The sequence below is a fragment of the Pseudomonas sp. EggHat1 genome (assembly GCF_014892995.1).
In the GTDB taxonomy this organism is placed as follows: Bacteria; Pseudomonadota; Gammaproteobacteria; order Pseudomonadales; family Pseudomonadaceae; genus Aquipseudomonas; species Aquipseudomonas chaetocerotis.
In genome coordinates, this window is sequence record NZ_JACKQK010000010.1 from 83,625 (window position 1) to 103,020 (window position 19,396).

Below are 19,396 nucleotides of genomic sequence, written 5' to 3' on the forward strand. Positions count from 1 at the left end.
TGGCAGCACGCTAGAATGCGCGCGCTGGAGCCATCGAGAGTGAGAACGGCATGTGGCAGCAACGCATCATCAGCCTGCGTCCGCGTGAGCGCGGTTTTCATCTGGTGACCGAAGAGGTGCTGGCAGCATTGCCGGAACTGGCGCAGGTACGTGTCGGTCTGTTGCATCTGTGGTTGCAGCACACCTCGGCATCGCTGACGGTCAACGAGAACGCCGACCCCGCGGTACGCCGCGATTTCGAGCGCTTCTTCAATCGTCTGGTGCCGCAGGGTGAGGCGGGCTACGAGCACGATTACGAAGGGCCGGATGATCTGCCGGCGCACTTTAAGGGCAGTCTGCTGGGCTTTCAGCTACAGCTGCCGATACAGCATGGACAGCTGGTGCTTGGGACCTGGCAGGGGATCTACCTCGGTGAGCATCGCGATCATGGCGGTGTTCGGCGAGTGGTGGCGACCTTGCATGGCGAGGCTATTTGAATTTTTTCCGGTCGTGCGGTGCACATCGTGCGACTGGGCTATAACTAATCTGCTTTTCGCAAGTCATGAGGTTGAACATGAGCGACGAAGACCTGGAACAAGACGACCTGGAAGGGGCTGACGAGGACGATGGCGAGGAGCTGGCTGCTGCCGACGACGGCGACAGCGGCGACGATGAAGGCGATGGTGCGGTCGTAGCCAGCGGCAAGAAGAGCAAGGCCAAAGCCGTTGAAGTCGATGAGTTGCCCAGCATCGAAGCCAAGCAGAAGGAGCGTGATGCCCTGGCGCGTGCCATGGAAGAGTTTCTCTCCCGTGGTGGCAAGGTGCAGGAGGTGGAGCCCAACGTGGTCGCCGACCCACCCAAGAAGCCCGACAGCAAATACGGCAGCCGCCCCATCTGAGGACGGCTCGCTGCGAGAACCCGCCCATGTGGCGGGTTTTTTGTGTCCGCCATCCCTGGCGGCAATCCGCGGCGGTGCAGATCAAGGGGGGGCGCAGTATGCCCGCGCCGGCATCTCGTAGGAGCCCGCTTGCGGGCGATCCACTTGCCGACGTCCTTATCGCCCGCAAGCGGGCTCCTACAAGGGGGGCGGCATTAACGCGTCCAGCTGGAAAGCAGTGCTGGCAACTCGGCCAGGCTGGCGATCTGCGCGTCCGGCGTGGTTTCACCTTCCCAGGCTCGCCCTTGCGGGTTGAACCAGATCGCGCGCATGCCGGCGGCCTGAGCACCGGCAATGTCGTCGCTGGGGTGATCGCCGATGTGCACGGCGCGCTCGGCCGCCACACCACCTGCGCGGCTGAGGGCTTCACGAAAGGGTTTCGGGTCAGGTTTGCCGATGCCCAGTTCTTCTGCACACAAGGCGAACTGGAAGTAATCCGACAGGCCCAGGCGACGCACGTCGGCATTGCCATTGGTGATCACACCGAGCATGAAGCGCTCGGCCAAGGCCTCCAGCGTCGGGTGTACCTCGGTGAACAGTTCGACCTGATGGCGGGCGCTGAGAAAGACCTGGAATCCCGATTCGGCCAGCGACTGCGCTTCGCTGTGCGGGTAGCCGGCGTCCTCCAGGGCGTGAAACAGAATGCGCCGGCGCAGCTCGCTGAGGCGATGCTTGAGCATCGGGTCGGCGTCGAGCAGACGGCTGCGTACCGCCCACAGATGCTCGACCGGCACCGCGCCCAGGCGCGGCGCATGCAGGGCCAGCCAATTACGCAGGGCGGCTTCGGCATCCTGCATCACCGGGGTGACGTCCCACAGGGTGTCGTCGAGGTCGAAGGTGATCAGTTCAATGCTCATTCGGAACCGCCTTTGCGCTTGGCACGTGGATGGGCCTGGTCGTAGACGTTGGCCAGGTGCTGGAAGTCCAGGTGGGTATAGATCTGAGTGGTGGCGATATCGGCGTGACCGAGCAACTCCTGCACCGCGCGCAGATCCTGCGAAGACTCCAGCATATGACTGGCGAAACTGTGGCGCAGCATGTGTGGATGCAGGTGTTGGCCCAGCTCGCGCACGCCGGCCTGGCGCACGCGCAGTTGCACGGCACGAGGCCCCAGGCGACGGCCCTGTTGGCTGATGAATACCGCGCCATCGCTAGGGTTGGCCTGCTTGCGCAGCGGCAACCACTGCTCCAGCGCCTGTCGCGCCATGCTGCCGACCGGCAGCTCGCGCACCTTGTTGCCCTTGCCGCGTACGCGCACCAGGCCGGCTGGCAGGTCCAGGCCGTCGAGATCGAGCCCGACCAGTTCGGACAGACGCAGGCCCGAGGAATAGAACAGCTCGAGCATGGCCTGATCGCGGCGGGCGATGAAGTCGTCCTCCACCGCGCCGTCGAGCAGTTGCGCGCTGCGGTCGGCGTCCAGGGTGCGGGGAAGGCGGCGCTCGCGTTTTGGCGGGCTCAGGCCAGTCGCCGGATCGTGACGACACAGGCCTTCACGCAACAGATATTGATAGAGGCCGCGGGTGGCCGAAAGCAGGCGCGCCAGGCTGCGGCTTGCCAGACCCTGCTGATGCAGGCGGGCGACCAGGCGGCGCAGGTTGCGTGTATCCAGCCCGGCCCAGTCGCTCAGGCCTTCGGCTTCGCAGAATGCCCGCACCTTGCTGAGGTCGCGCCGATAGCCGTCGAGGGTATGCGTCGACACCTGGCGCTCGCGGCGCAGGTGCTCGATGTAGGCGTCGAGATGGGCTTCAAGTGTCACGTGTCGGGTTCCGAACGGGCCGAAGGTGGATGAGCTTCGCCATCCACCCTACACGACCTAGCGTACCGAACGCAGCGGTGTAGAGAAACCGGGCACGACACGTGCCAGTACTTCGGCGATGTAGCCGAGGAACAAGGTACCGAGCGAACTCTTGTAGTGCTGCGGGTCGGCGCTGCCGATGGCGAGAATGCCATGCAGGCCCTGATGGTTGAGGCTGACCACGGCGGCGGAGCCGACTTGCGGTGCGTCTTCCTTGCCGAAGAGAAACTCCAGCTCGTGCGGGCGCAATACGCCGCAGATGGTCTTCCCGCCGCTGAGCAGGCCGCCGACCTGTTGATGCGCCTCGGCCGAGCTGACCGAGCGACCGACCGGCAGCTTGTTGTCGCTGAACAGGATCAGGCCAACGAAGGGCACCTGGAATTCATGGCGCAGGCTGTCTTCGACCACGCCGACCACTTCCTCGAGGCTGCCGGCATCGAGCAGGTCCAGCACGAGGCGACGGGTCTTGTCGAACAGGCGGTCGTTGTCGCGCGCCACGTCCATCAGTTGGCCGAGGCGATGGCGCATCTCGATGTTGCGCTCGCGCAGCAGCTTGACCTGGCGTTCGACCAGCGACACGGCGTTGCCGGGCTGGTGCGGAATGCGCAACTCGGGAATCAGTTCTTCATGGTCGATGAAGAACTCCGGGTGCAGGCGCAAATAGGCCGCGACCGTTTCCGAATCGAGCGGTTTGGGCGAATCCTGCTGGTCGGTCATAGGCGAACCTGTCCTTCGTATACGCGGGCAGCGGGCCCGGTCATCATAACCGGCTGACCTTCGCCTGCCCATTCGATGGACAGTTTGCCGCCTGGCAGTTCCAGTTGCACGGGCGAATCCATCCAGCCCTGGCGAATTGCCGTGACGGCCGCCGCGCAGGCGCCGGTGCCGCAGGCCAGGGTTTCGCCGGCACCACGCTCCCACACGCGCAGGCGTGCACGTTTGCGATCCTGTATCTGCAGGAAGCCGACATTGACCCGCTGCGGGAAGCGTGGATGGTGTTCCAGCTTCGGCCCCAGCTCGTGCACGGGTGCGCTGTCGACGTCGTCGACGCGCAGCACGGCATGCGGGTTGCCCATCGACAGCGCAGCCAGCTCGACGCTCTGGCCCTCGACATCGACGCGATAGGTCAGCGCCGCCTGCTCGGCCTGGAATGGCACCTGTGCCGGCTCCAGGCGCGGTGCGCCCATGTTGACGCAGACTTGGCCGTCGTTCTGCACGCGCAGCTCGATGATGCCGCTCTTGGTCTCGACGCGAATGACCTTCTTGGTGGTCAGGCGCTTGTCCAGTACGAAGCGGGCGAAGCAACGTGCGCCGTTGCCGCACTGCTCCACTTCCGAACCGTCGGAATTGAAGATGCGGTAACGGAAGTCGACATCCGGGTGGCTCGGCGGCTCGACGATCAGCAGTTGGTCGAAGCCGACACCGATGTGGCGGTCGCCCCATTGCTTGGCATGTTTGGGTTGCACGTGAGCGTGCTGACTGATCAGGTCGAGGACCATGAAGTCATTGCCCAGGCCGTGCATCTTGGTAAAGCGCAATAGCATGACGTCGCCCTCAGGCCGGCAGCAGGCTTTCGCCGGCATAGAGCTCTTGGACGGTCTCGCGACGACGCACCTCGTAAGCCTGCTCGCCATCTACCAGCACCTCGGCGGCGCGGCCGCGGGTGTTGTAGTTGGAGCTCATGACGAAGCCGTAGGCACCGGCCGAGCGCACGGCAAGCAGATCGCCTTCGGCCAGCACCAGTTGACGATCCTTGGCCAGGAAGTCACCAGTCTCGCAGATCGGCCCGACCAGGTCGTAGTTGCGCGACTCGCCTTCACGCGGCTGCACCGGCGACACCTCCATCCACGCCTGATAGAGGGCGGGGCGGATCAGGTCGTTCATCGCCGCATCGACGATGGCAAAGTCCTTGTGCTCGGTGTGCTTGAGGTATTCCACCTGAGTCAGCAGCACGCCGGCGTTGGCGACGATGAAGCGGCCCGGCTCGAACACCAGGCCCAGGTCACGGCCTTGCAGGCGCTTGCGCACGGCGGTGATGTAGTCGCCGGCCAGCGGCGGTTGCTCGTCGCGGTACTGCACGCCGAGGCCGCCGCCGAGATCCAGATGCTTGATGGTGATGCCGCGCGCGGCCAGCTTGTCGATCAGCAGCAACAGGCGATCCAGGGCATCGAGGAAGGGCTCGAGGGTGGTCAGCTGCGAGCCGATATGGCAATCGACGCCGATCACTTCCAGGTTCGGCAGTTCGGCGGCGCGGGCGTAGACCGCTTCCGCCTGCTCGATGTCGATGCCGAACTTGTTTTCCTTGAGGCCGGTGGAAATGTACGGATGGGTACCGGCGTCCACGTCCGGGTTGACGCGCAGCGAGACGGGCGCCTTGACGCCCAGCTCGGCGGCGACCTTCTGCAGGCGCTCCAGTTCGACGCTGGATTCGACGTTGAAACAGTGCACGCCGACTTCCAGCGCGCGGCGCATGTCGTCGCGGCTCTTGCCAACGCCGGAGAAGACGATGCGGCTCGGCTCGCCACCGGCGGCCAGCACGCGCTCCAGCTCACCGCTGGAAACGATGTCGAAGCCGGCACCGAGGCGCGCCAGCACGTTCAATACGCCGATATTGGAGTTGGCCTTGACTGCGAAGCAGACCAGGTGCGGCATGCCGGCCAGGGCATCGGCATAGGCGCGATACTGCCCCTCGATATGGGCGCGGGAATAGACATAGGTGGGCGTGCCGAAGCGCTGCGCCAGCGCAGACAAGGCAACGCCTTCCGCGAACAGCTCGCCGTCGCGGTAGTTGAAGGCTTCCATGGTGCAGCTCCTGTCAGAGTTCGAAACGGTCTCGGCTGTTGCCGGCGTTGTCGTCGCCCGGCAGGTACAGCGGGCCTTTCTGACCGCAGCCGGCCAGCAGGCAAACGGCGGCGAGGAGCGCGAGGGTCAGTCGCTTCATGGGGCAGTCCTTGAAATAAGCGTGAATTGCGCCGGAGTATACCGACCCCCTGCCACCTTGCCTATGCGCCCGGCGCCCGCCTGGCGGGGCGCCGGCTCGATTTGCGTGCGTCCATCGGAGGCAATCGTGCCGGCTTGGGTTAGCATGCGGCGAGTAACGAGGAGCCCCGATGGACAATCCTGCGATTCTGGCCGGCTCGGTCTCTGTGGCCTACCTGCAAGGGCTGGTCGAACACCTGCAGCGCCAGGGGGTCGCCCCCGAGGCGTTGCTTGCCCATGCCCAGCTCGGCCCTGAAGCTCTGAGCCAGCGCGATCAGCGCATCGCGGCCAGTGCTTATCTGACGCTGCTGGGCGAGGGCGTGCGCCTGACCGGCGACCCGGATCTGGGCCTGCATCTGGGGGAATCGGTACGGCCGGGTTATTACGGCGTGCTCGGTTACCTGATCATGAGCTGCGCAACCCTGGCCGACGCGCTGCACCGCCAGGCGCGCTATGCCTCGCTGGTTGGCAATCTGGGACAGGTCGTGCTTGACGACGAGCCCGCTCGGCCCGACAGCGAGCCACTGGTCGCCCACAGCTGGCAGCCGTTGCTGGCGCAGCAGCAGCGCCAGCTGAGTGAAGAAACCCTGGCCGGCTGGGTCAGTTTCGGACGCTGGATCAGCGGTCTGGACATCGCGCCGACCGAGGTGCGCTTCCAGCATCCGGCGCCGGCGGATACCTCTGAGCACGCGCGCATCTTTCGCTGCCCGGTGCTGTTCGATCAACCCGACAATGCCCTGATCTTTCCCAAACGTTTGCTCGCGGTGCCGCTGAACCAGGCCGATGCTCAGGTGCGTGGCATGTTCGATGCCTACGCCGATCGCCTGTTGGCCGAACTCAATCAGGGCAACAGCGTGCTCGATCAGGCTCGCCTGGAGCTGGCGCGCCAGTTGCCGGAACAGGGGCCTGATCTGGAGGCCATTGCCGCTACCCTGGCGCTGAGCCCCAGGACCCTGCAGCGGCGCTTGCGTGAGGGCGGGCTGTCGTTCAGCCAGTTGGTCGATGAAACCCGCCAGCAACTGGTGTTGCACTACCTGCGTGACCCCGCGCTGGAGCTGGCAGAAATCGCCTTTCTGGTCGGCTTCAGTGAGTCGGGTTCGTTGGCGCGCGCATTTCGTCGCTGGACGGGAATGAGTCCGGGCGAGTACCGTCGCCACCTTTGCGCCTAGGCCGCTACTCTGGTCTTGCGTTTTCGTCTAATTTTTCTGCAGTCGCTGCACCTTGTGAGGACACCCCGATGAGCCTGAGCGAAGCCCGCTTTCACGACCTGGTCGATGCCACCCAGCAAGCGGTGGAGGACATCTTCGACGACAGTGGTCTGGACGTCGATCTGGAAAACAGCGCCGGTGTGCTGACGGTACGTTTCGACAATGGCAGTCAGCTGATCTTCAGCCGCCAGGAACCGATTCGTCAGCTGTGGCTGGCGGCGCGCTCCGGTGGTTTCCACTTCGATTACGACGAGGCCGATGGCCGTTGGATCTGCGACACCAGCGACGAGCAGCTCGGTGAAATGCTGGTGCGCATCACCCTCGAGCAGTCGGGCGCCGAGCTGGAGTTCGATGAGCTCTGACCCCGCGCACAAGCCGCTGGATTCGCCGTGTCGGCGCCAGTGTTGCCTCGACGAGCATGAGCAGTGCCTCGGTTGTGGTCGTACCCTGCAGGAGATTCTCGACTGGGGCGCAGCCGATAACGCGCGAAGGCGCTTGATCTGCCAGGCCGCCGAGCAGCGGTTGCGCGAGCGCAAACGGGCGCACTGACCCGGCGGTCTTGTTTATTTATCCGGCTGTGTTAGGGTCGACAGACATTCAGCTGAACCCCGCCTTCGGGCGGGGTTTTGCTTTTTTATGGTTTACGCAAGGAGTCCGCCCGGCATCATGAACAGCACAACGACCATCACCATTACTCGCCTCGATCTGCAGCGTCTGGAGCGCCTGCTCGACAGCCTGGACGAGTTCGGTCCTGGCGCGGCAGCGCTGCAGGCCGAGCTGGATCGTGCCGACGTGGTGGGGCACGACGAGGTGCCGGCCGGTGTGGTGACCATGAACTCGCGCGTGCACTGCCGCGAGGAGAGCAGCGGCAAGGACTATCACCTGACCCTGGTTTATCCGCAGGATGCTGGCGGCGAAGGTAAGGTCAGCATCCTCGCGCCAGTCGGCAGCGCCTTGCTCGGTCTGTCCGTCGGTCAGCATATCGACTGGCCCGCGCCGGGCGGCAAGCAGCTCAAGCTGACCTTGCTGGCCGTCGAGTATCAGCCGGAAGCAGCCGGCGAATACGACCGCTAAGCCTCGAGGGCGCAGCTTTGCGCCTTTTTTCACAGGAACCCGCTGTTGGACCAGTGCACCAATCGCGGGTTTGCCCCTCCTGCGTGGTGCCCCGCGGACAGCCGCAGAACATCCATGTCGCGATACTAGGCCTGCTGCAGCGCCGCGTTCAGTGCATTCTCCAGTTCGCTCTTGTAGCGCAGGTAGTGCACGGTCTGTGCCTGTTGTCCGGCCAGCAGGGCGGACAGATCCAGGTCGGTGATGTAGCAGGGATAGCGCTCGCCGCCGGCACGCTGAGAGAGGATGTGTTGCGCCACGGCGCGATACAGCTCGCGGCCGTACTCCAGCTCGGAAAACTCGCGATGGTTGCAGTACAGGGTGACATGGCGCTGGCGACCGTCGCCTGGCTCGACGATGGCCTGCACATCGTAGAACGGATGGCTGACCTGCGCCTCGGGCGCCGGTCTGCGCTCGAGGCGCTGAGCGCGTAATGGTGCCGCTGGTAGCAGTTGATAGTAGAGAATTTCCAGGGGCGGCTGGTTGTCGGCGCCATCCAGCGGCAGCATGGCATTGCGCCGATACAGCAATGACTGCAGGAAGCGATGGATCGGTGTCAGGAGGCTCTGCTCATCACGAAATGGCAGGCGCCGACGCCAGAGCGCGTTGCGTTCATCGAGCAGGGTCAGCTCCGCTTCGCCGTTGGTTTCGTGCAGGCGGTAGAACACCTGTATGCACTGCGGGCGGCCCATGGGCAGGATCAGTGCGAGGTCGTCGCCATCGAGGGCATGGCGGTCCAGATGCAGGGGACTGTAAAGCTCCTGCTCCGCGCCGAGGTGCTCCAGCAGTGCCGGCAGATCACCCAGCGCAGCGTGACTGACCTGGCCGGGTGTCAGCTGCAACACGTGGTAATGCTGGCGTACCTGCACCAGATAGCGTGACTGGCGACCTTCGGCATAGGTATTGAGCAGGTCGCGCAGCAGCTCGTCGACGCGTTCTGCGATCGGTTGCGCACGATTACGGCAGTAGCAGCGCACCTGTACCTGGGGTTGCGGGCCGCCGATCGGCAAGCTGTTGAGCAGGTCGCGCAGGCAGTCGAGCAGAGCATCGGTGCCGTCATGGCGGCTGACCTGCAGTTCGTTCCAGCTGTTGAGCACCACCTGATCGAGGGTCAGTACCAGGTTCTCGCGTACCCCTGAATAGCCCAGCGCATCGGTGCGCCCGGTGGTCATGTGTACATTCATCTGGCTGTGCTGCTTGAGCGGGTCGACCCCGACATTGACCAGCAACAGCACCTGGCTGGGGATGCTGGCGCGCAGCAGGGCGGCTTCTTCGACGCTGGGCTGCGGCAAGGGGAAGCTTTGTTGCAGGCTGCCGATCAGGTTGGACAGTTCGAAATCGGTCAGGTCGCTGCTGCCCGGATGCAGCGACAGGCGCGTGCTGCTGTCGATGACGCCATTGCGATGGCACCAGGCGAGCAGTTCGATCAGTTCGCGCGAGCGCTTCAGAGGGGCGAAGTCGCTCCACTCCTGGGCGCCCAGACTGCCGTTGAACAGCGCCCACTGGTATTCGTTGGGTACCTCGGGACTGGGGTGCTGGACCAGGGTCAGGGTGTCTTCAGCCAGGTCCGGGGCGATGCCGGGGTTGATGAACTCCACCTTGCCAGCCTTGCGCTCGAAGGCTGCATACAGGCGCCGGCCCAGCACGTTGAGGTCACGGGTGTTCAACGAACTGCCGGCCTCGGCACTGCGGGCGAACTGCGAGAGAAAGCGGTAGCTGTAGGTCAGCTCGTTGACCAGCACGCGGCGCTCGGCGGCGACCTGGCGCACCTTCCACTGGCTGCGACTGTCGAGCACGTTGAGCTGGCGGCTCTGCCAGCCCCATTCCGCCGTCAGGCGCTCGAGCAGCAGGCGTTGCCAGCTTTTTGCGCGGCCGCGTGTCGGTGGACGGCTGACCTTCTTGTTGACCTTCAGGTACAGGCAGCGGCGAATCAGCTCCAGCCTTTCCTGATCGCCACGCGCGCTCAGATACTCTTCCAGGCGACGGTAGACGACGATGTAGGGGTCGAGTTCGTCGAGGTCCAGGCGGCCTTCGAACACCGCCCGCTTGAAACGCAGCGCCAGGCACTCGACCTTGGGATGCTCGCTGGCGTAGACCTCGGTGAGCAAAAGTTTGAGTACCGATTTGTAGGGCGACTCGATGCCCTTGTACAGCTGCCACATGCCGGCGCCGATGAACTCTTCCGGTGGGATATGCGCCAGGTTGCCGAGGTCGAGTACGTCCTCGGCACGAACGAAGCGTTTGCTCAGCAGGGTGCGGCAGTAGTCGTGGTAGCGCGCTTCCTCGTAGACCGGCACCAGCCACCAGAGCGGCGTACGACCGCCGAGCCAGATGGCCGTGCGGTAGAACTCGTCGAGCAGCAGATAATGCTGAGTGGTACCGCAGTCGTCGGAGCTCAGTTGCGCCTCGCGCGCACCCTGGGTGAAGCGCTGCGGGTCGACCAGAAAGACATGCACCTCGGCGCCCTGGGTGGCGGCCCAGCTTTCCAGCTGATCGCACTTCTTGCGCAGGTCCTGCAGTTCCTGCGCCGTGAGGTTGGGCGAATGGCATAGCCACAGGTCCATATCGCTCTGTTCGGCCTGTGCCACGGTGCCCAGGCTGCCCATCAGAAACAGTCCATGCAACGGCGCCGCGCCCTGGCCACGGCGCGGTTTATAAACGAAGGAACGGGTCAGCCGCTGGACTTCAGCGAGGCTGGCATCATCCGGTTCGAAGCCGCTGAGACCGGCCGGTGTGCTGGCCGAGACATAGCCGGGCAGCAGTGGATGATTGACGTGCAGCAGCAGCGGCAACAGCTTGAGGACCAGTTGTTGCCGCGTGGACAGCGCTTCCATGGCCCGCTGCAGGCGACCCTGATTGATCTGCAGAAAGCGCGCGCGCAGTTGCGTCAGCACCTTGCGGTCGATGCCGTCATCGATATCGGGGCGTATTTCCTGCGTGCGCGTCATGCTCGAACTCTACTGCAGATGCGGCAAGCCTATCAGCGGTAGGCTCGCCAGTGCAGTGCCTTTGACGCTATATCGCCCGCCGCGCCTTTCCCTGAAGGGCGGCCAGCGGGCGGCTTGGATCAAGCGGAGGTGGTCTGGCGGGTCGATAGAATGGTCAGCAGCGCCTGTGCATGCTCGGCGGCATCGATGCCCAGGCTGGTCAGGTAGCCGCCGTCGGCTTGGCTCACCAGGCCTTTTTCGTGAAGACGGGTGATGGCGCCCTGCGCCTTGAATGAAGCGTTGTTATGCACCTTTAGGCCCTCCTGATGATTGTCCAGGTTGTACAGGGCGAGGATTTCCAGCTCGTCGATCAGGTCAGCGGTGAATGACTTCATGGTGACTCCGTCTTGTCGTTATGGCGCTCTTGCAGTGTAGAGCCATGTACCGAGCTCTGCCCATCGCTGAGCTGCCAGTTGGTGAGAATTTGGTGGTAGGTGCCATCCTGCCTGATGCGCCGCATGCCGGCATCGAAGTCTCGCAGCAAGGCAGCAGCCTGCGGATGCTGGCGAGAGAACGTCAGATAGAGTGGCGGGCGATGCACCCTGGTCAGCGCCTTGAATTGGCCGACCAAGTCGGGGTTCTCGCGCAGCAGTGCGTCGGTAGTGCCGCGAAAGGCGATGACGTAGTCCACGCGGTCGCGTTGCAGCATGCGAAAGCCATTGATATCGCGCCGCACCGCAATGCGCTGGATATCCGCATAGCTGTCGAAGTGCTCGCCGTAGGTATAACCGATGGTGACTGCCACGCGTTTGCCGCGGATGGCGTCCAGATCATCTATTGCCGCATCCCCCGCATGGCCCCAGAGCAGAATGTCGTCGCTGAACAGCACCTCCTGCGGTAACAGGAACTCCGCGCGGATGTGCGCGTCAGGCGTGGTGTTGAAGCAGCCTGCCAGGCTGCCTGAGCGCGCCAGTTCCATGCAGCGCGAATAGGGGTAGGGCGCCAGCTCGACGGACGTTTCGCTGGCACTGAACGCTGCGCGGACGATGTCTGCCGACATGCCCTCGATCCTGTCATTGCGCAGAGCGGTGTAGGGGTACCAGTCATCTTCGGCACCAATACGCGGCGTTTCGGCGCGAGCAATGCAGGCGCCGCTCAAGCAGAGCGTGAAGACAAGCAGAGCAAGAGCTTGAGTCGACTGACAGGCCATCGCAGACGGTGCCTTCCTGGTCGGGGTTGGCATTGACAGTAGCAATCTGCTTGCCAGTCCGGCTATTGGCCTGGATCAATCGTTGCTCAGTTTTCTTCCGGCAGCTCCGGCAGGGCGCGCAGGGCCTGCTCATACCAGGCGCCATCGAAGGGGCGGTCTTCGCGCAGCATGGCGTCGACTTCGTGAGCCAGGACCAGCGCCATCAGCTCGAGGATCTCCTCACGCTCGTAACCGACCAGCGTCAGCTTGTTGTAAACCGCCTTGGCGGCGGCGGGCTCACCGCTTTCCAGCTGGTTTTCGATGGCCTGAATCAGGGTGGCTTCGGCGAAGTCTTCGTCTTCTTGCTCGTTATTTTGGCTCATGGTTCCTCTCGTGTTCTGACGCAGGCTCAGTCGCAGGGTACGCCGACGCCCTTCAGGCTGACTTTGAAGAATTGCAGACGAAAGCCGGAGTTAGCGGCTCGACTGCAAAGATTCGTATTGAGGGTGCGGTATTCGGCGATGAAGATTGGTTTGCCCTGGCTGCGCATGTGACTGTAACCCTCGCATTCGTTGTAGCGATAGCAGCTCTCGTTGATGGCAAAGTCGAAGTAGTCGCCAAGCTCAGGCAGCAGTTCCACGGCATTCTTCAGGCCGATGCTCAGGTCGCGGCTGTGTGCCTCACTGGCCAGCCAACGATTGAAGTCTATTTGCTCGGCTGCCGTCAGGCTAAGGCCATTGTCATTGCTGTAGCCGTCCACGTTGTCCGGATCGACAGCGTCGCAGCCCTTGTCGACAGCCAGATCCAGACGTTTGGCGAGGAGTTGGCGTACATCGTCACGGCGATAGTCGAGCCAACGCTCGCCAGGCCAATCTGGCAATGCTTTGCCCAGCGCCGCCGTGGGGTAGGCCTGAGCGTCGCTGCGCCAATCCTCCCAGGTGCCCGCGCTGAAATAGCAGATAACGATACGGCCGCCCGCCTTGAGATTGGTGATGGTTTGCATGGGCGTGTCGTACAGGTCGATGTCATAGACCAGGCGATTAGGTGTTTGCAGTTTGCCATCGAGCTGCATGTGCCAGGATGCGTTGACGGGCATGGTGACCGGTGTCGCTGCCGTCAGTGCCGGGGCGATAAAGCTGAGCAGTGCGAGGAGTGTGCGCATGATGGTCCAGAGCAGGTGGAGGTGTAATTACCTTAGGCCAGAGCTGTTGCCCCGGCCAGGCGCTGGCTTGCTCAGCCTGCGGCGAAGTCCAGCAAGGCCTGGCCGGTCAGGCGATAGGTCGTCCATTCACTCTGCGGGCGGGCGCCGAAGGACTCGTAGAAATCGATGGCTGGGGTGTTCCAGTCCAGCACCGACCACTCGAAGCGGCCGCAGCCTCTTTCCACGGCCAGTTGTGCCAGGTGGCGCAGCAGCGCCTTGCCGGCGCCCAGTCCGCGAGCCTCGGGGCTGACGTAGAGGTCTTCGAGGTAGAGGCCGTGCTTGCCCAGCCAGGTGGAATAATTGAAGAAGTAAACCGCATAGCCAATGGGCTGGCCGTCGTTCTCGCAGATCAGACCATGGGCGGGGCTGCCTTCGGCGAACAGGCTGTCGCGGATGCCGGCCGCGTCAGTCTTCACCTCGTGCTCGGCCTTTTCGTAGATGGCCAGGTCGGTGATGAAGCGCAGGATCAGCTCGGCGTCATCGGGAGTGGCGGGGCGGATGTCTATAGGCATGGAAATGTCTCGTGGCAGCGTTCAGCTGTAAGTGACGGTCAGCCACGTCAGGGGCAGGCCAACCAGGCAGAGGAAGCCGAACGTTGCGACCCAGGCAGTGCGTGAGCCCATCGGGTCGTCCACGCGCAGTGGCAGGTTTGGGTAGCGGCCCAGCGTCAGCAGTCGCAGCGCCAGCCAGCCGGTCGTGTAGAAGACGTAGCCGATGATGACTTCAAGCGCGATCTCGGCCAGTAGCGCCAAGCCGCGCAGCAGTAATTCAGGCATGGGAACTCCTTTTCCCGTTTCTCGCCGAGCCGCGCTTAGCGGCTGGCCAGCAGTTCGCGACCGCGCACCACCGCTGCACGCACCTGATTTGGCGCGGTGCCGCCGATGTGGTTGCGGGCATTCACCGAGCCTTCCAGAGTCAGCACGGCGAACACGTCCTGCTCGATCTGGTCGCTGAACTGGCGCAGCTCGTCCAGGCTCATTTCGGCCAGGTCCTTGCCGCTGTCGACGCCGTACTTCACAGCATGGCCAACGATCTCGTGGCAGTCGCGGAACGGCAGGCCTTTACGCACCAGGTAGTCGGCCAGGTCAGTGGCGGTGGAGAAGCCGCGCAGCGCGGCTTCACGCATGATTTCGCGCTTGGGCTTGATCGCCGGCACCATGTCGGCGAAGGCGCGCAGACTATCGCGCAGGGTGTCGGCGGCGTCGAACAGCGGTTCCTTGTCTTCCTGGTTGTCCTTGTTGTAGGCCAGCGGCTGGCCTTTCATCAGGGTCAGCAGGCCTGTCAGGGCGCCGAACACGCGGCCGGTCTTGCCGCGCACCAGTTCGGGCACGTCCGGGTTCTTCTTCTGCGGCATGATCGAGCTGCCTGTGCAGAAACGATCCGGGAGGTCGATGAACTGGAACTGGGCGCTGGTCCACAGCACCAGTTCTTCGGAGAAGCGCGACAGGTGCATCATCGCCAGCGAAGCGGCTGCACAGAATTCGATGGCGAAGTCGCGATCCGATACGCCGTCCAGCGAGTTGCCGCCAACGGCATCGAAGCCGAGCAATTGTGCAGTGATTTCACGCTGGATCGGGTAGGTGGTGCCGGCCAGCGCCGCCGAGCCCAGCGGCATGCGGTTGGTGCGCTTGCGGCAGTCGACCAGGCGCTCGTAATCGCGGCTGAGCATCTCGAACCAGGCCAGCAGGTGATGACCGAAGGTCACCGGCTGCGCAGTCTGCAGATGGGTGAAACCCGGCATGATGGTGTCCGCTTCGGCATCGGCCAGGCCCAGCAGGCCCTGCTGCAGGCGAGTGATCTCGGCCAGGATCAGGTCGATTTCGTCACGCAGCCACAGACGGATATCGGTGGCCACCTGGTCGTTGCGCGAACGACCAGTGTGCAGTTTCTTGCCAGTGACACCGATACGGTCGGTCAGACGTGCCTCGATGTTCATGTGCACGTCTTCCAGGTCGACGCGCCAGTCGAACTGGCCTGCTTCGATCTCGCCCTGGATCTGCTTGAGCCCATCAATGATGGCGTCACGCTCGGCATCGGAGAGTACGCCGACCTTGGCCAGCATGCTGGCGTGGGCAATGGAGCCCATGATGTCGTGGCGATACAGGCGCTTGTCGAATTCGACCGAGGCGGTGAAGCGGGCGACGAAGGCGTCGACAGGCTCGCTGAAGCGGCCGCCCCAGGATTGGTTGGTTTTTTCGCTGCTCATGATTTGGGCTCGGGATCGGGCAAGCCGCATCGGCGGCCAGCATGGCGGACAAAGTGCGTCGATAATAACAGGGTCCGCAGGGGTTTCGCCGGGCCACGTTCGCCGTTGGGCGTTCGATGGCGGTGTCGGCTGCTTCACAATTTTGTCCGGAAGGCGGCATTTCAGTGCTTTATTTTGTCCGGCTGGTGCCGCCTGGCTTGCCGGTTCGCAGGGCGACAAGGAAACTGCGTCGATGCACACACAATCCTCTGCCAAGAAAAAATACAACGCCGCTATCGACGACTTCTTCGTCCCGGAGCTGTGCCAGTCAGAAGCGATGCTGAGCATGGTGCTGCTTGCCGAGTTGCTGGTACTGGTGCTGGTGCTCGCCGAGCCGATGACGCCAGGCTTCGACTGGGTACGCCTGGCCCTGACGTCACTGTTCGTGCAGTGGATCGTGCTGCTGTCGGCTGCCGTGCTGTGTCGATTGCGGCCCTTGCTGGCGCGCCTGCGGCCGGCGCTGGCTGGCGGCCTATGCTGTGCGCTGGTGGTGGTGCTGACCCTGAGTTGTACGGCCGTGGCCGACTATTACGAGCTGGGCGGTCCGCTACCGCGCAATGGTGAAGTAAATCTTTATCTGCGTCATGCGTTGATCAGCCTGATCATGTCCGCACTGCTGCTACGCTATTTCTATCTGCAGAGCCAATGGCGTCGGCAGGAACAGGCCGAGCTGCGTGCGCGGATCGAATCGTTGCAGGCGCGGATACGACCGCACTTTCTGTTCAATAGCCTCAACAGCATCGCCAGTCTGGTCACGCTCGATCCTTACAAGGCCGAGCAGGCGGTGCTGGACCTGTCAGATCTGTTTCGCGCCAGCCTGGCCAAACCTGGCACGCTGGTGCCGTGGAAGGAGGAACTGGAGCTGGCGAAACGATATCTGTCGATCGAGCACTATCGGCTCGGCGAGCGACTACAGTTGCAGTGGGAGGTAGAAGGTGTGCCGGAGGATCTGCCGATTCCCCAGCTGACCCTGCAGCCTCTGTTGGAGAATGCGCTGATCTATGGCATCGCGCCGCTTATCGAAGGTGGCCTGGTGCGGGTCGAAGCGGATTACCAGGAAGGTGTGTTCAGCTTGTGTGTCAGCAATCCGTATGAAGAGCGGGGCGAGCAGCACCCGTCACGGGGAACGCACCAAGCGCTGAGTAATATCGATGCGCGCCTGGCGGCACTTTTTGGGCCGCGCGCGAGTCTCAGCGTGGAGCGCCGTGACGGCCGTCATTACAGCTGTCTACGCTATCCTTGTGCGAGACTCACGCAGGAAGCCAGAGCAATATGAATGTCCTGATCGTCGATGACGAACCCCTTGCCCGCGAGCGCCTGAGCCGCATGGTCGGTGAGCTCGAGGGTTACCGGGTCCTGGAGCCCGCCGCGAGCAACGGCGAGGAAGCCCTGACCCTGATTGATAGCCTCAAGCCGGATGTGGTCCTGCTGGATATCCGCATGCCTGGCCTCGACGGCCTGCAGGTCGCTGCCAAATTGTGTGAGCGCGAAGCGCCGCCGGCTGTGATCTTTTGCACGGCCCATGATGAATTCGCCCTGGAAGCCTTCCAGGTCAGCGCGGTGGGCTATCTGGTCAAGCCTGTGCGCCCGGAGAGCCTGAGCGAAGCGCTGAAAAAGGCCGAGCGGCCCAATCGTGTGCAGCTGGCCGCCCTGACTCGTCCCGCAGCGGAGACTGGCGGAGGCCCGCGTACCCACATAAGCGCGCGCACTCGCAAGGGCATCGAGCTGATTCCACTGGATCACGTGGTCTACTTCATCGCCGACCACAAATACGTCACCCTGCGTCACGAAGGCGGCGAAGTCCTGCTGGATGAGCCGTTGAAGGCGCTGGAAGACGAGTTCGGTGACCGTTTCGTGCGTATCCACCGCAATGCGCTGGTGGCGCGTGAGCGCATCGAGCGCCTGCAGCGCACCCCGCTTGGACACTTTCAACTCTTCCTCAAAGGTCTGGACGGCGATTCGCTGGTGGTCAGCCGCCGCCATGTGGCTGGTGTACGTAAACTGATGCAGGCTCTCTAGAGGGCACGTCGGCTGCGGCCTATGGCCGCCTCCTTCAGCCGGCGTCGGGCGAGCCTGTTATGATTCGCGGCAATCGGTTTACTGGAATTGCCTCATGTCCCGCGAAATTCGCATCGCCACCCGTAAGAGCGCCCTGGCCCTTTGGCAGGCCGAACATGTCAAAGCCCGTCTGGAGCAGGCTCATCCCGGTCTGAAGGTCAGTCTGGTGCCCATGGTCAGCCGCGGCGACAAGCTGCTCGACGCGCCGCTGGCGAAGATCGGCGGCAAGGGGCTGTTCGTCAAGGAGCTGGAAACCGCACTGCTGGAAAACGAGGCCGACATTGCCGTGCACTCGATGAAGGACGTGCCGATGGACTTTCCCGAAGGGCTGGGCCTGTACTGCATCTGCGAGCGTGAAGACCCGCGCGACGCCTTCGTCTCCAACACCTATGCCAGCCTCGATGCGTTGCCGCCCGGCAGCGTGGTCGGTACTTCCAGCCTGCGCCGTCAGGCTCAATTGTTGGCGCGCCGGCCTGACCTGAAAATCCAGTTCCTGCGTGGCAACGTCAATACCCGCCTGGCCAAGCTCGATGCCGGCGAGTACGACGCGATCATCCTCGCCGCTGCCGGTCTGATCCGTCTGGGGTTCGAGGATCGTATCCGCAGTTCGATCAGCGCCGAGGACAGCCTGCCTGCCGGTGGCCAGGGCGCGGTGGGCATCGAGTGCCGCAGTGCCGACAGCGACGTGCATGCCTTGCTGGCACCATTGCATCACCGTGAAACCGCGCTGCGCGTCACCGCCGAGCGTGCGCTGAACAAGCATCTCAACGGCGGCTGCCAGGTGCCCATCGCCTGCTATGCCCTGCTCGAAGATGATCAGCTGTGGCTGCGCGGCCTGGTCGGCCAGCCTGACGGCGGCCTGTTGCTGCGCGCCGAAGATCGCGCCGCCAGTAGCGACGCCGAAGCCCTGGGTGTACGTGTTGCCGAGGCGCTGTTGGCGCAAGGGGCCGATGCCATTCTCCAGGCTGTATACGGTGAGGCCGGTCACCCTTGAGCACTTGGCGCCTGTTGCTGACCCGTCCTGCCGAGGACTGTGCGGCGCTGGCGCAGACCCTGGCCGCGCAGGGGATCGCAAGCCACTGCATGCCGCTGCTGGCCATCGAGACGCTGGACGAGACACCCGAGCAGCGCAGCACCTTTGCCGAGTTGCAGCGCTACTGCGCGGTGATCGTGGTCAGCAAGCCGGCAGCCCGGATTGGCCTGCAGCGCCTGGCACAACATGGGGCGCCGACACCCTATCTACCTTGGTACAGTGTCGGCGCCGCTACCGCTGCGGTACTCGCCGAGCAAGGCTTGTGCGTGCATTTTCCAGACTCGGGCGATGACAGCGAAGCGTTGCTCGCTCTGCCTGCGCTGCAGCAGGCCATCGCCGCGACATCTACGCCGCGCGTGCTGATCCTGCGTGGCGAGGGTGGCCGAGAATTACTCGCCGAGCGCTTGCGCGGCCAAGGCGTGACGGTCGACTATCTGCCACTGTATCGCCGCGTGCTGCCCCATTATGCGCCGGGCGAGCTGAGCCGACAGGTGCGAGCGGAACGCCTGAATGGCCTGGTTGTCAGCAGTGGGCAGGGTTTCGAGCATCTGCTGCAGCTAGCCGGCGATGACTGGCCGGCGTTGGCTCGGCTACCCTTGTTCGTACCTAGCCCGCGTGTCGCCGAACAGGCTCACGCTGCGGGTGCACAGATCGTTGTGGACTGTCGCGGCGCCAGTGCCGCGGCCTTGCAGGCAGCTTTGGAGCAGTTTCCGGCTGCCGCCCTCTAAAAGGACG

Annotated in this window: 24 protein-coding genes; 10 read left to right on the plus strand and 14 right to left on the minus strand. The window is 63.7% G+C overall.

Going from position 1 to position 19,396, the window contains the following annotated elements:
* Positions 1-50: 50 nt before the first annotated feature.
* Positions 51-476 carry a secondary thiamine-phosphate synthase enzyme YjbQ gene (locus INS93_RS16520; RefSeq protein ID WP_192983951.1) on the plus strand — a complete coding sequence of 142 codons (426 nt, stop codon included), beginning with the start codon at positions 51-53 and terminating at the stop codon, positions 474-476.
* Positions 477-553: 77 nt separating this feature from the next.
* Complete coding sequence (gene sutA / locus INS93_RS16525; RefSeq protein ID WP_192983954.1) at positions 554-877, plus strand: transcriptional regulator SutA; 324 nt, start codon at positions 554-556, stop codon at positions 875-877.
* Positions 878-1,071: 194 nt separating this feature from the next.
* Here the strand turns inward: sutA and INS93_RS16530 are convergent, their stop codons facing one another.
* Genes INS93_RS16530 through lptM form a run of 6 tightly spaced genes read right to left on the minus strand, consistent with a single transcriptional unit; the run spans position 1,072 to position 5,652 of the window.
* Positions 1,072-1,773 carry an HAD family hydrolase gene (locus tag INS93_RS16530; RefSeq protein ID WP_192983956.1) on the minus strand — a complete coding sequence of 234 codons (702 nt, stop codon included), beginning with the start codon at positions 1,771-1,773 and terminating at the stop codon, positions 1,072-1,074.
* Positions 1,770-2,672: a tyrosine recombinase XerC gene (xerC, locus tag INS93_RS16535; RefSeq protein WP_192983958.1), complete on the minus strand. Its 903-nt coding sequence runs from the start codon at positions 2,670-2,672 to the stop codon at positions 1,770-1,772. Before xerC ends, INS93_RS16530 begins: the two co-directional genes overlap by 4 nt.
* A 57-nt stretch (positions 2,673-2,729) precedes the next feature.
* Positions 2,730-3,428 carry a DUF484 family protein gene (locus tag INS93_RS16540; protein WP_075744829.1) on the minus strand — a complete coding sequence of 233 codons (699 nt, stop codon included), beginning with the start codon at positions 3,426-3,428 and terminating at the stop codon, positions 2,730-2,732.
* Positions 3,425-4,255: a diaminopimelate epimerase gene (dapF, locus tag INS93_RS16545; protein ID WP_192983960.1), complete on the minus strand. Its 831-nt coding sequence runs from the start codon at positions 4,253-4,255 to the stop codon at positions 3,425-3,427. The genes INS93_RS16540 and dapF overlap by 4 nt, the downstream gene beginning before the upstream one ends.
* Before the next feature lie 10 nt (positions 4,256-4,265).
* Positions 4,266-5,513 carry a diaminopimelate decarboxylase gene (lysA, locus tag INS93_RS16550; RefSeq protein WP_160016853.1) on the minus strand — a complete coding sequence of 416 codons (1,248 nt, stop codon included), beginning with the start codon at positions 5,511-5,513 and terminating at the stop codon, positions 4,266-4,268.
* Positions 5,514-5,526: 13 nt separating this feature from the next.
* Positions 5,527-5,652 carry an LPS translocon maturation chaperone LptM gene (gene lptM, locus INS93_RS16555; RefSeq protein WP_017361215.1) on the minus strand — a complete coding sequence of 42 codons (126 nt, stop codon included), beginning with the start codon at positions 5,650-5,652 and terminating at the stop codon, positions 5,527-5,529.
* Positions 5,653-5,821: 169 nt separating this feature from the next.
* Between lptM and INS93_RS16560 the strand changes: the two genes are divergently transcribed.
* The 4 genes from INS93_RS16560 (at position 5,822) to rnk (ending at position 7,972) form a co-directional block, all read left to right on the plus strand.
* The gene (locus tag INS93_RS16560; protein WP_192983962.1) at positions 5,822-6,859 is read left to right on the plus strand and encodes an AraC family transcriptional regulator; all 1,038 of its coding nucleotides are present in this window, start codon (positions 5,822-5,824) and stop codon (positions 6,857-6,859) included.
* Between the two features lie 68 nt (positions 6,860-6,927).
* Positions 6,928-7,260, plus strand: coding sequence for an iron donor protein CyaY (gene cyaY, locus INS93_RS16565; RefSeq protein WP_017678304.1), 333 nt, complete (start codon positions 6,928-6,930; stop codon positions 7,258-7,260).
* Positions 7,250-7,447, plus strand: a complete 198-nt coding sequence (locus INS93_RS16570; RefSeq protein WP_160016851.1) for a DUF1289 domain-containing protein — start codon at positions 7,250-7,252, stop codon at positions 7,445-7,447. The genes cyaY and INS93_RS16570 overlap by 11 nt, the downstream gene beginning before the upstream one ends.
* Positions 7,448-7,564: 117 nt before the next feature.
* Positions 7,565-7,972: a nucleoside diphosphate kinase regulator gene (rnk, locus tag INS93_RS16575; RefSeq protein WP_192983964.1), complete on the plus strand. Its 408-nt coding sequence runs from the start codon at positions 7,565-7,567 to the stop codon at positions 7,970-7,972.
* A 125-nt stretch (positions 7,973-8,097) separates the two neighbouring features.
* Here the strand turns inward: rnk and INS93_RS16580 are convergent, their stop codons facing one another.
* The 8 genes from INS93_RS16580 to argH all read right to left on the minus strand — a co-directional run bounded on the left by INS93_RS16580 (position 8,098) and on the right by argH (position 15,531).
* A complete protein-coding gene (locus INS93_RS16580) occupies positions 8,098-10,956 on the minus strand; it encodes a class I adenylate cyclase (RefSeq protein WP_192983966.1) in 2,859 nt (952 codons plus the stop codon).
* 119 nt (positions 10,957-11,075) lie between these two features.
* Entirely contained in the window at positions 11,076-11,330 is a 255-nt protein-coding gene (locus INS93_RS16585; protein ID WP_021487644.1) for a TIGR02647 family protein, read from the minus strand.
* Positions 11,327-12,178, minus strand: coding sequence for a substrate-binding periplasmic protein (locus INS93_RS16590; protein ID WP_420707317.1), 852 nt, complete (start codon positions 12,176-12,178; stop codon positions 11,327-11,329). The genes INS93_RS16585 and INS93_RS16590 overlap by 4 nt, the downstream gene beginning before the upstream one ends.
* Before the next feature lie 53 nt (positions 12,179-12,231).
* Positions 12,232-12,507, minus strand: a complete 276-nt coding sequence (locus tag INS93_RS16595; RefSeq protein WP_017678311.1) for a hypothetical protein — start codon at positions 12,505-12,507, stop codon at positions 12,232-12,234.
* Positions 12,508-12,533: 26 nt separating this feature from the next.
* Entirely contained in the window at positions 12,534-13,286 is a 753-nt protein-coding gene (locus INS93_RS16600; protein ID WP_226945569.1) for an endo alpha-1,4 polygalactosaminidase, read from the minus strand.
* 71 nt (positions 13,287-13,357) lie between these two features.
* Positions 13,358-13,837, minus strand: coding sequence for a GNAT family N-acetyltransferase (locus tag INS93_RS16605; protein ID WP_192983969.1), 480 nt, complete (start codon positions 13,835-13,837; stop codon positions 13,358-13,360).
* A 21-nt stretch (positions 13,838-13,858) separates the two neighbouring features.
* Positions 13,859-14,101: a hypothetical protein gene (locus INS93_RS16610; RefSeq protein ID WP_192983972.1), complete on the minus strand. Its 243-nt coding sequence runs from the start codon at positions 14,099-14,101 to the stop codon at positions 13,859-13,861.
* Between the two features lie 35 nt (positions 14,102-14,136).
* The gene (gene argH, locus INS93_RS16615) at positions 14,137-15,531 is read right to left on the minus strand and encodes an argininosuccinate lyase (protein WP_192983974.1); all 1,395 of its coding nucleotides are present in this window, start codon (positions 15,529-15,531) and stop codon (positions 14,137-14,139) included.
* A 232-nt stretch (positions 15,532-15,763) separates the two neighbouring features.
* On the opposite strand from argH, the gene INS93_RS16620 reads away from it, so the two are divergent.
* The 4 genes from INS93_RS16620 to INS93_RS16635 all read left to right on the plus strand — a co-directional run bounded on the left by INS93_RS16620 (position 15,764) and on the right by INS93_RS16635 (position 19,389).
* Complete coding sequence (locus INS93_RS16620) at positions 15,764-16,846, plus strand: sensor histidine kinase (RefSeq protein ID WP_192983977.1); 1,083 nt, start codon at positions 15,764-15,766, stop codon at positions 16,844-16,846.
* The gene (locus tag INS93_RS16625) at positions 16,843-17,589 is read left to right on the plus strand and encodes a LytR/AlgR family response regulator transcription factor (RefSeq protein ID WP_074677846.1); all 747 of its coding nucleotides are present in this window, start codon (positions 16,843-16,845) and stop codon (positions 17,587-17,589) included. Before INS93_RS16620 ends, INS93_RS16625 begins: the two co-directional genes overlap by 4 nt.
* A gap of 94 nt (positions 17,590-17,683) precedes the next feature.
* A complete protein-coding gene (gene hemC / locus INS93_RS16630; RefSeq protein WP_160016843.1) occupies positions 17,684-18,622 on the plus strand; it encodes a hydroxymethylbilane synthase in 939 nt (312 codons plus the stop codon).
* On the plus strand, positions 18,619-19,389 hold the full coding sequence (locus tag INS93_RS16635) for a uroporphyrinogen-III synthase (protein ID WP_192983980.1): 771 nt from the start codon (positions 18,619-18,621) through the stop codon (positions 19,387-19,389). Before hemC ends, INS93_RS16635 begins: the two co-directional genes overlap by 4 nt.
* Positions 19,390-19,396 lie beyond the last annotated feature (7 nt).

Excerpts from the sequence above, each read along its gene's own strand:
- INS93_RS16520 (WP_192983951.1), top strand. The coding sequence starts at position 51 with ATGTGGCAGCAACGCATCATCAGCCTGCGTCCGCGTGAGCGCGGTTTT.
- sutA (WP_192983954.1), top strand. The coding sequence starts at position 554 with ATGAGCGACGAAGACCTGGAACAAGACGACCTGGAAGGGGCTGACGAG.
- INS93_RS16530 (WP_192983956.1), bottom strand. The coding sequence starts at position 1,773 with ATGAGCATTGAACTGATCACCTTCGACCTCGACGACACCCTGTGGGAC.
- INS93_RS16540 (WP_075744829.1), bottom strand. The coding sequence starts at position 3,428 with ATGACCGACCAGCAGGATTCGCCCAAACCGCTCGATTCGGAAACGGTC.
- dapF (WP_192983960.1), bottom strand. The coding sequence starts at position 4,255 with ATGCTATTGCGCTTTACCAAGATGCACGGCCTGGGCAATGACTTCATG.
- lysA (WP_160016853.1), bottom strand. The coding sequence starts at position 5,513 with ATGGAAGCCTTCAACTACCGCGACGGCGAGCTGTTCGCGGAAGGCGTT.
- lptM (WP_017361215.1), bottom strand. The coding sequence starts at position 5,652 with ATGAAGCGACTGACCCTCGCGCTCCTCGCCGCCGTTTGCCTGCTGGCC.
- INS93_RS16560 (WP_192983962.1), top strand. The coding sequence starts at position 5,822 with ATGGACAATCCTGCGATTCTGGCCGGCTCGGTCTCTGTGGCCTACCTG.
- cyaY (WP_017678304.1), top strand. The coding sequence starts at position 6,928 with ATGAGCCTGAGCGAAGCCCGCTTTCACGACCTGGTCGATGCCACCCAG.
- INS93_RS16570 (WP_160016851.1), top strand. The coding sequence starts at position 7,250 with ATGAGCTCTGACCCCGCGCACAAGCCGCTGGATTCGCCGTGTCGGCGC.
- rnk (WP_192983964.1), top strand. The coding sequence starts at position 7,565 with ATGAACAGCACAACGACCATCACCATTACTCGCCTCGATCTGCAGCGT.
- INS93_RS16580 (WP_192983966.1), bottom strand. The coding sequence starts at position 10,956 with ATGACGCGCACGCAGGAAATACGCCCCGATATCGATGACGGCATCGAC.
- INS93_RS16585 (WP_021487644.1), bottom strand. The coding sequence starts at position 11,330 with ATGAAGTCATTCACCGCTGACCTGATCGACGAGCTGGAAATCCTCGCC.
- INS93_RS16590 (WP_420707317.1), bottom strand. The coding sequence starts at position 12,178 with ATGCCAACCCCGACCAGGAAGGCACCGTCTGCGATGGCCTGTCAGTCG.
- INS93_RS16595 (WP_017678311.1), bottom strand. The coding sequence starts at position 12,507 with ATGAGCCAAAATAACGAGCAAGAAGACGAAGACTTCGCCGAAGCCACC.
- INS93_RS16600 (WP_226945569.1), bottom strand. The coding sequence starts at position 13,286 with ATGCGCACACTCCTCGCACTGCTCAGCTTTATCGCCCCGGCACTGACG.
- INS93_RS16605 (WP_192983969.1), bottom strand. The coding sequence starts at position 13,837 with ATGCCTATAGACATCCGCCCCGCCACTCCCGATGACGCCGAGCTGATC.
- INS93_RS16610 (WP_192983972.1), bottom strand. The coding sequence starts at position 14,101 with ATGCCTGAATTACTGCTGCGCGGCTTGGCGCTACTGGCCGAGATCGCG.
- argH (WP_192983974.1), bottom strand. The coding sequence starts at position 15,531 with ATGAGCAGCGAAAAAACCAACCAATCCTGGGGCGGCCGCTTCAGCGAG.
- INS93_RS16620 (WP_192983977.1), top strand. The coding sequence starts at position 15,764 with ATGCACACACAATCCTCTGCCAAGAAAAAATACAACGCCGCTATCGAC.
- INS93_RS16625 (WP_074677846.1), top strand. The coding sequence starts at position 16,843 with ATGAATGTCCTGATCGTCGATGACGAACCCCTTGCCCGCGAGCGCCTG.
- hemC (WP_160016843.1), top strand. The coding sequence starts at position 17,684 with ATGTCCCGCGAAATTCGCATCGCCACCCGTAAGAGCGCCCTGGCCCTT.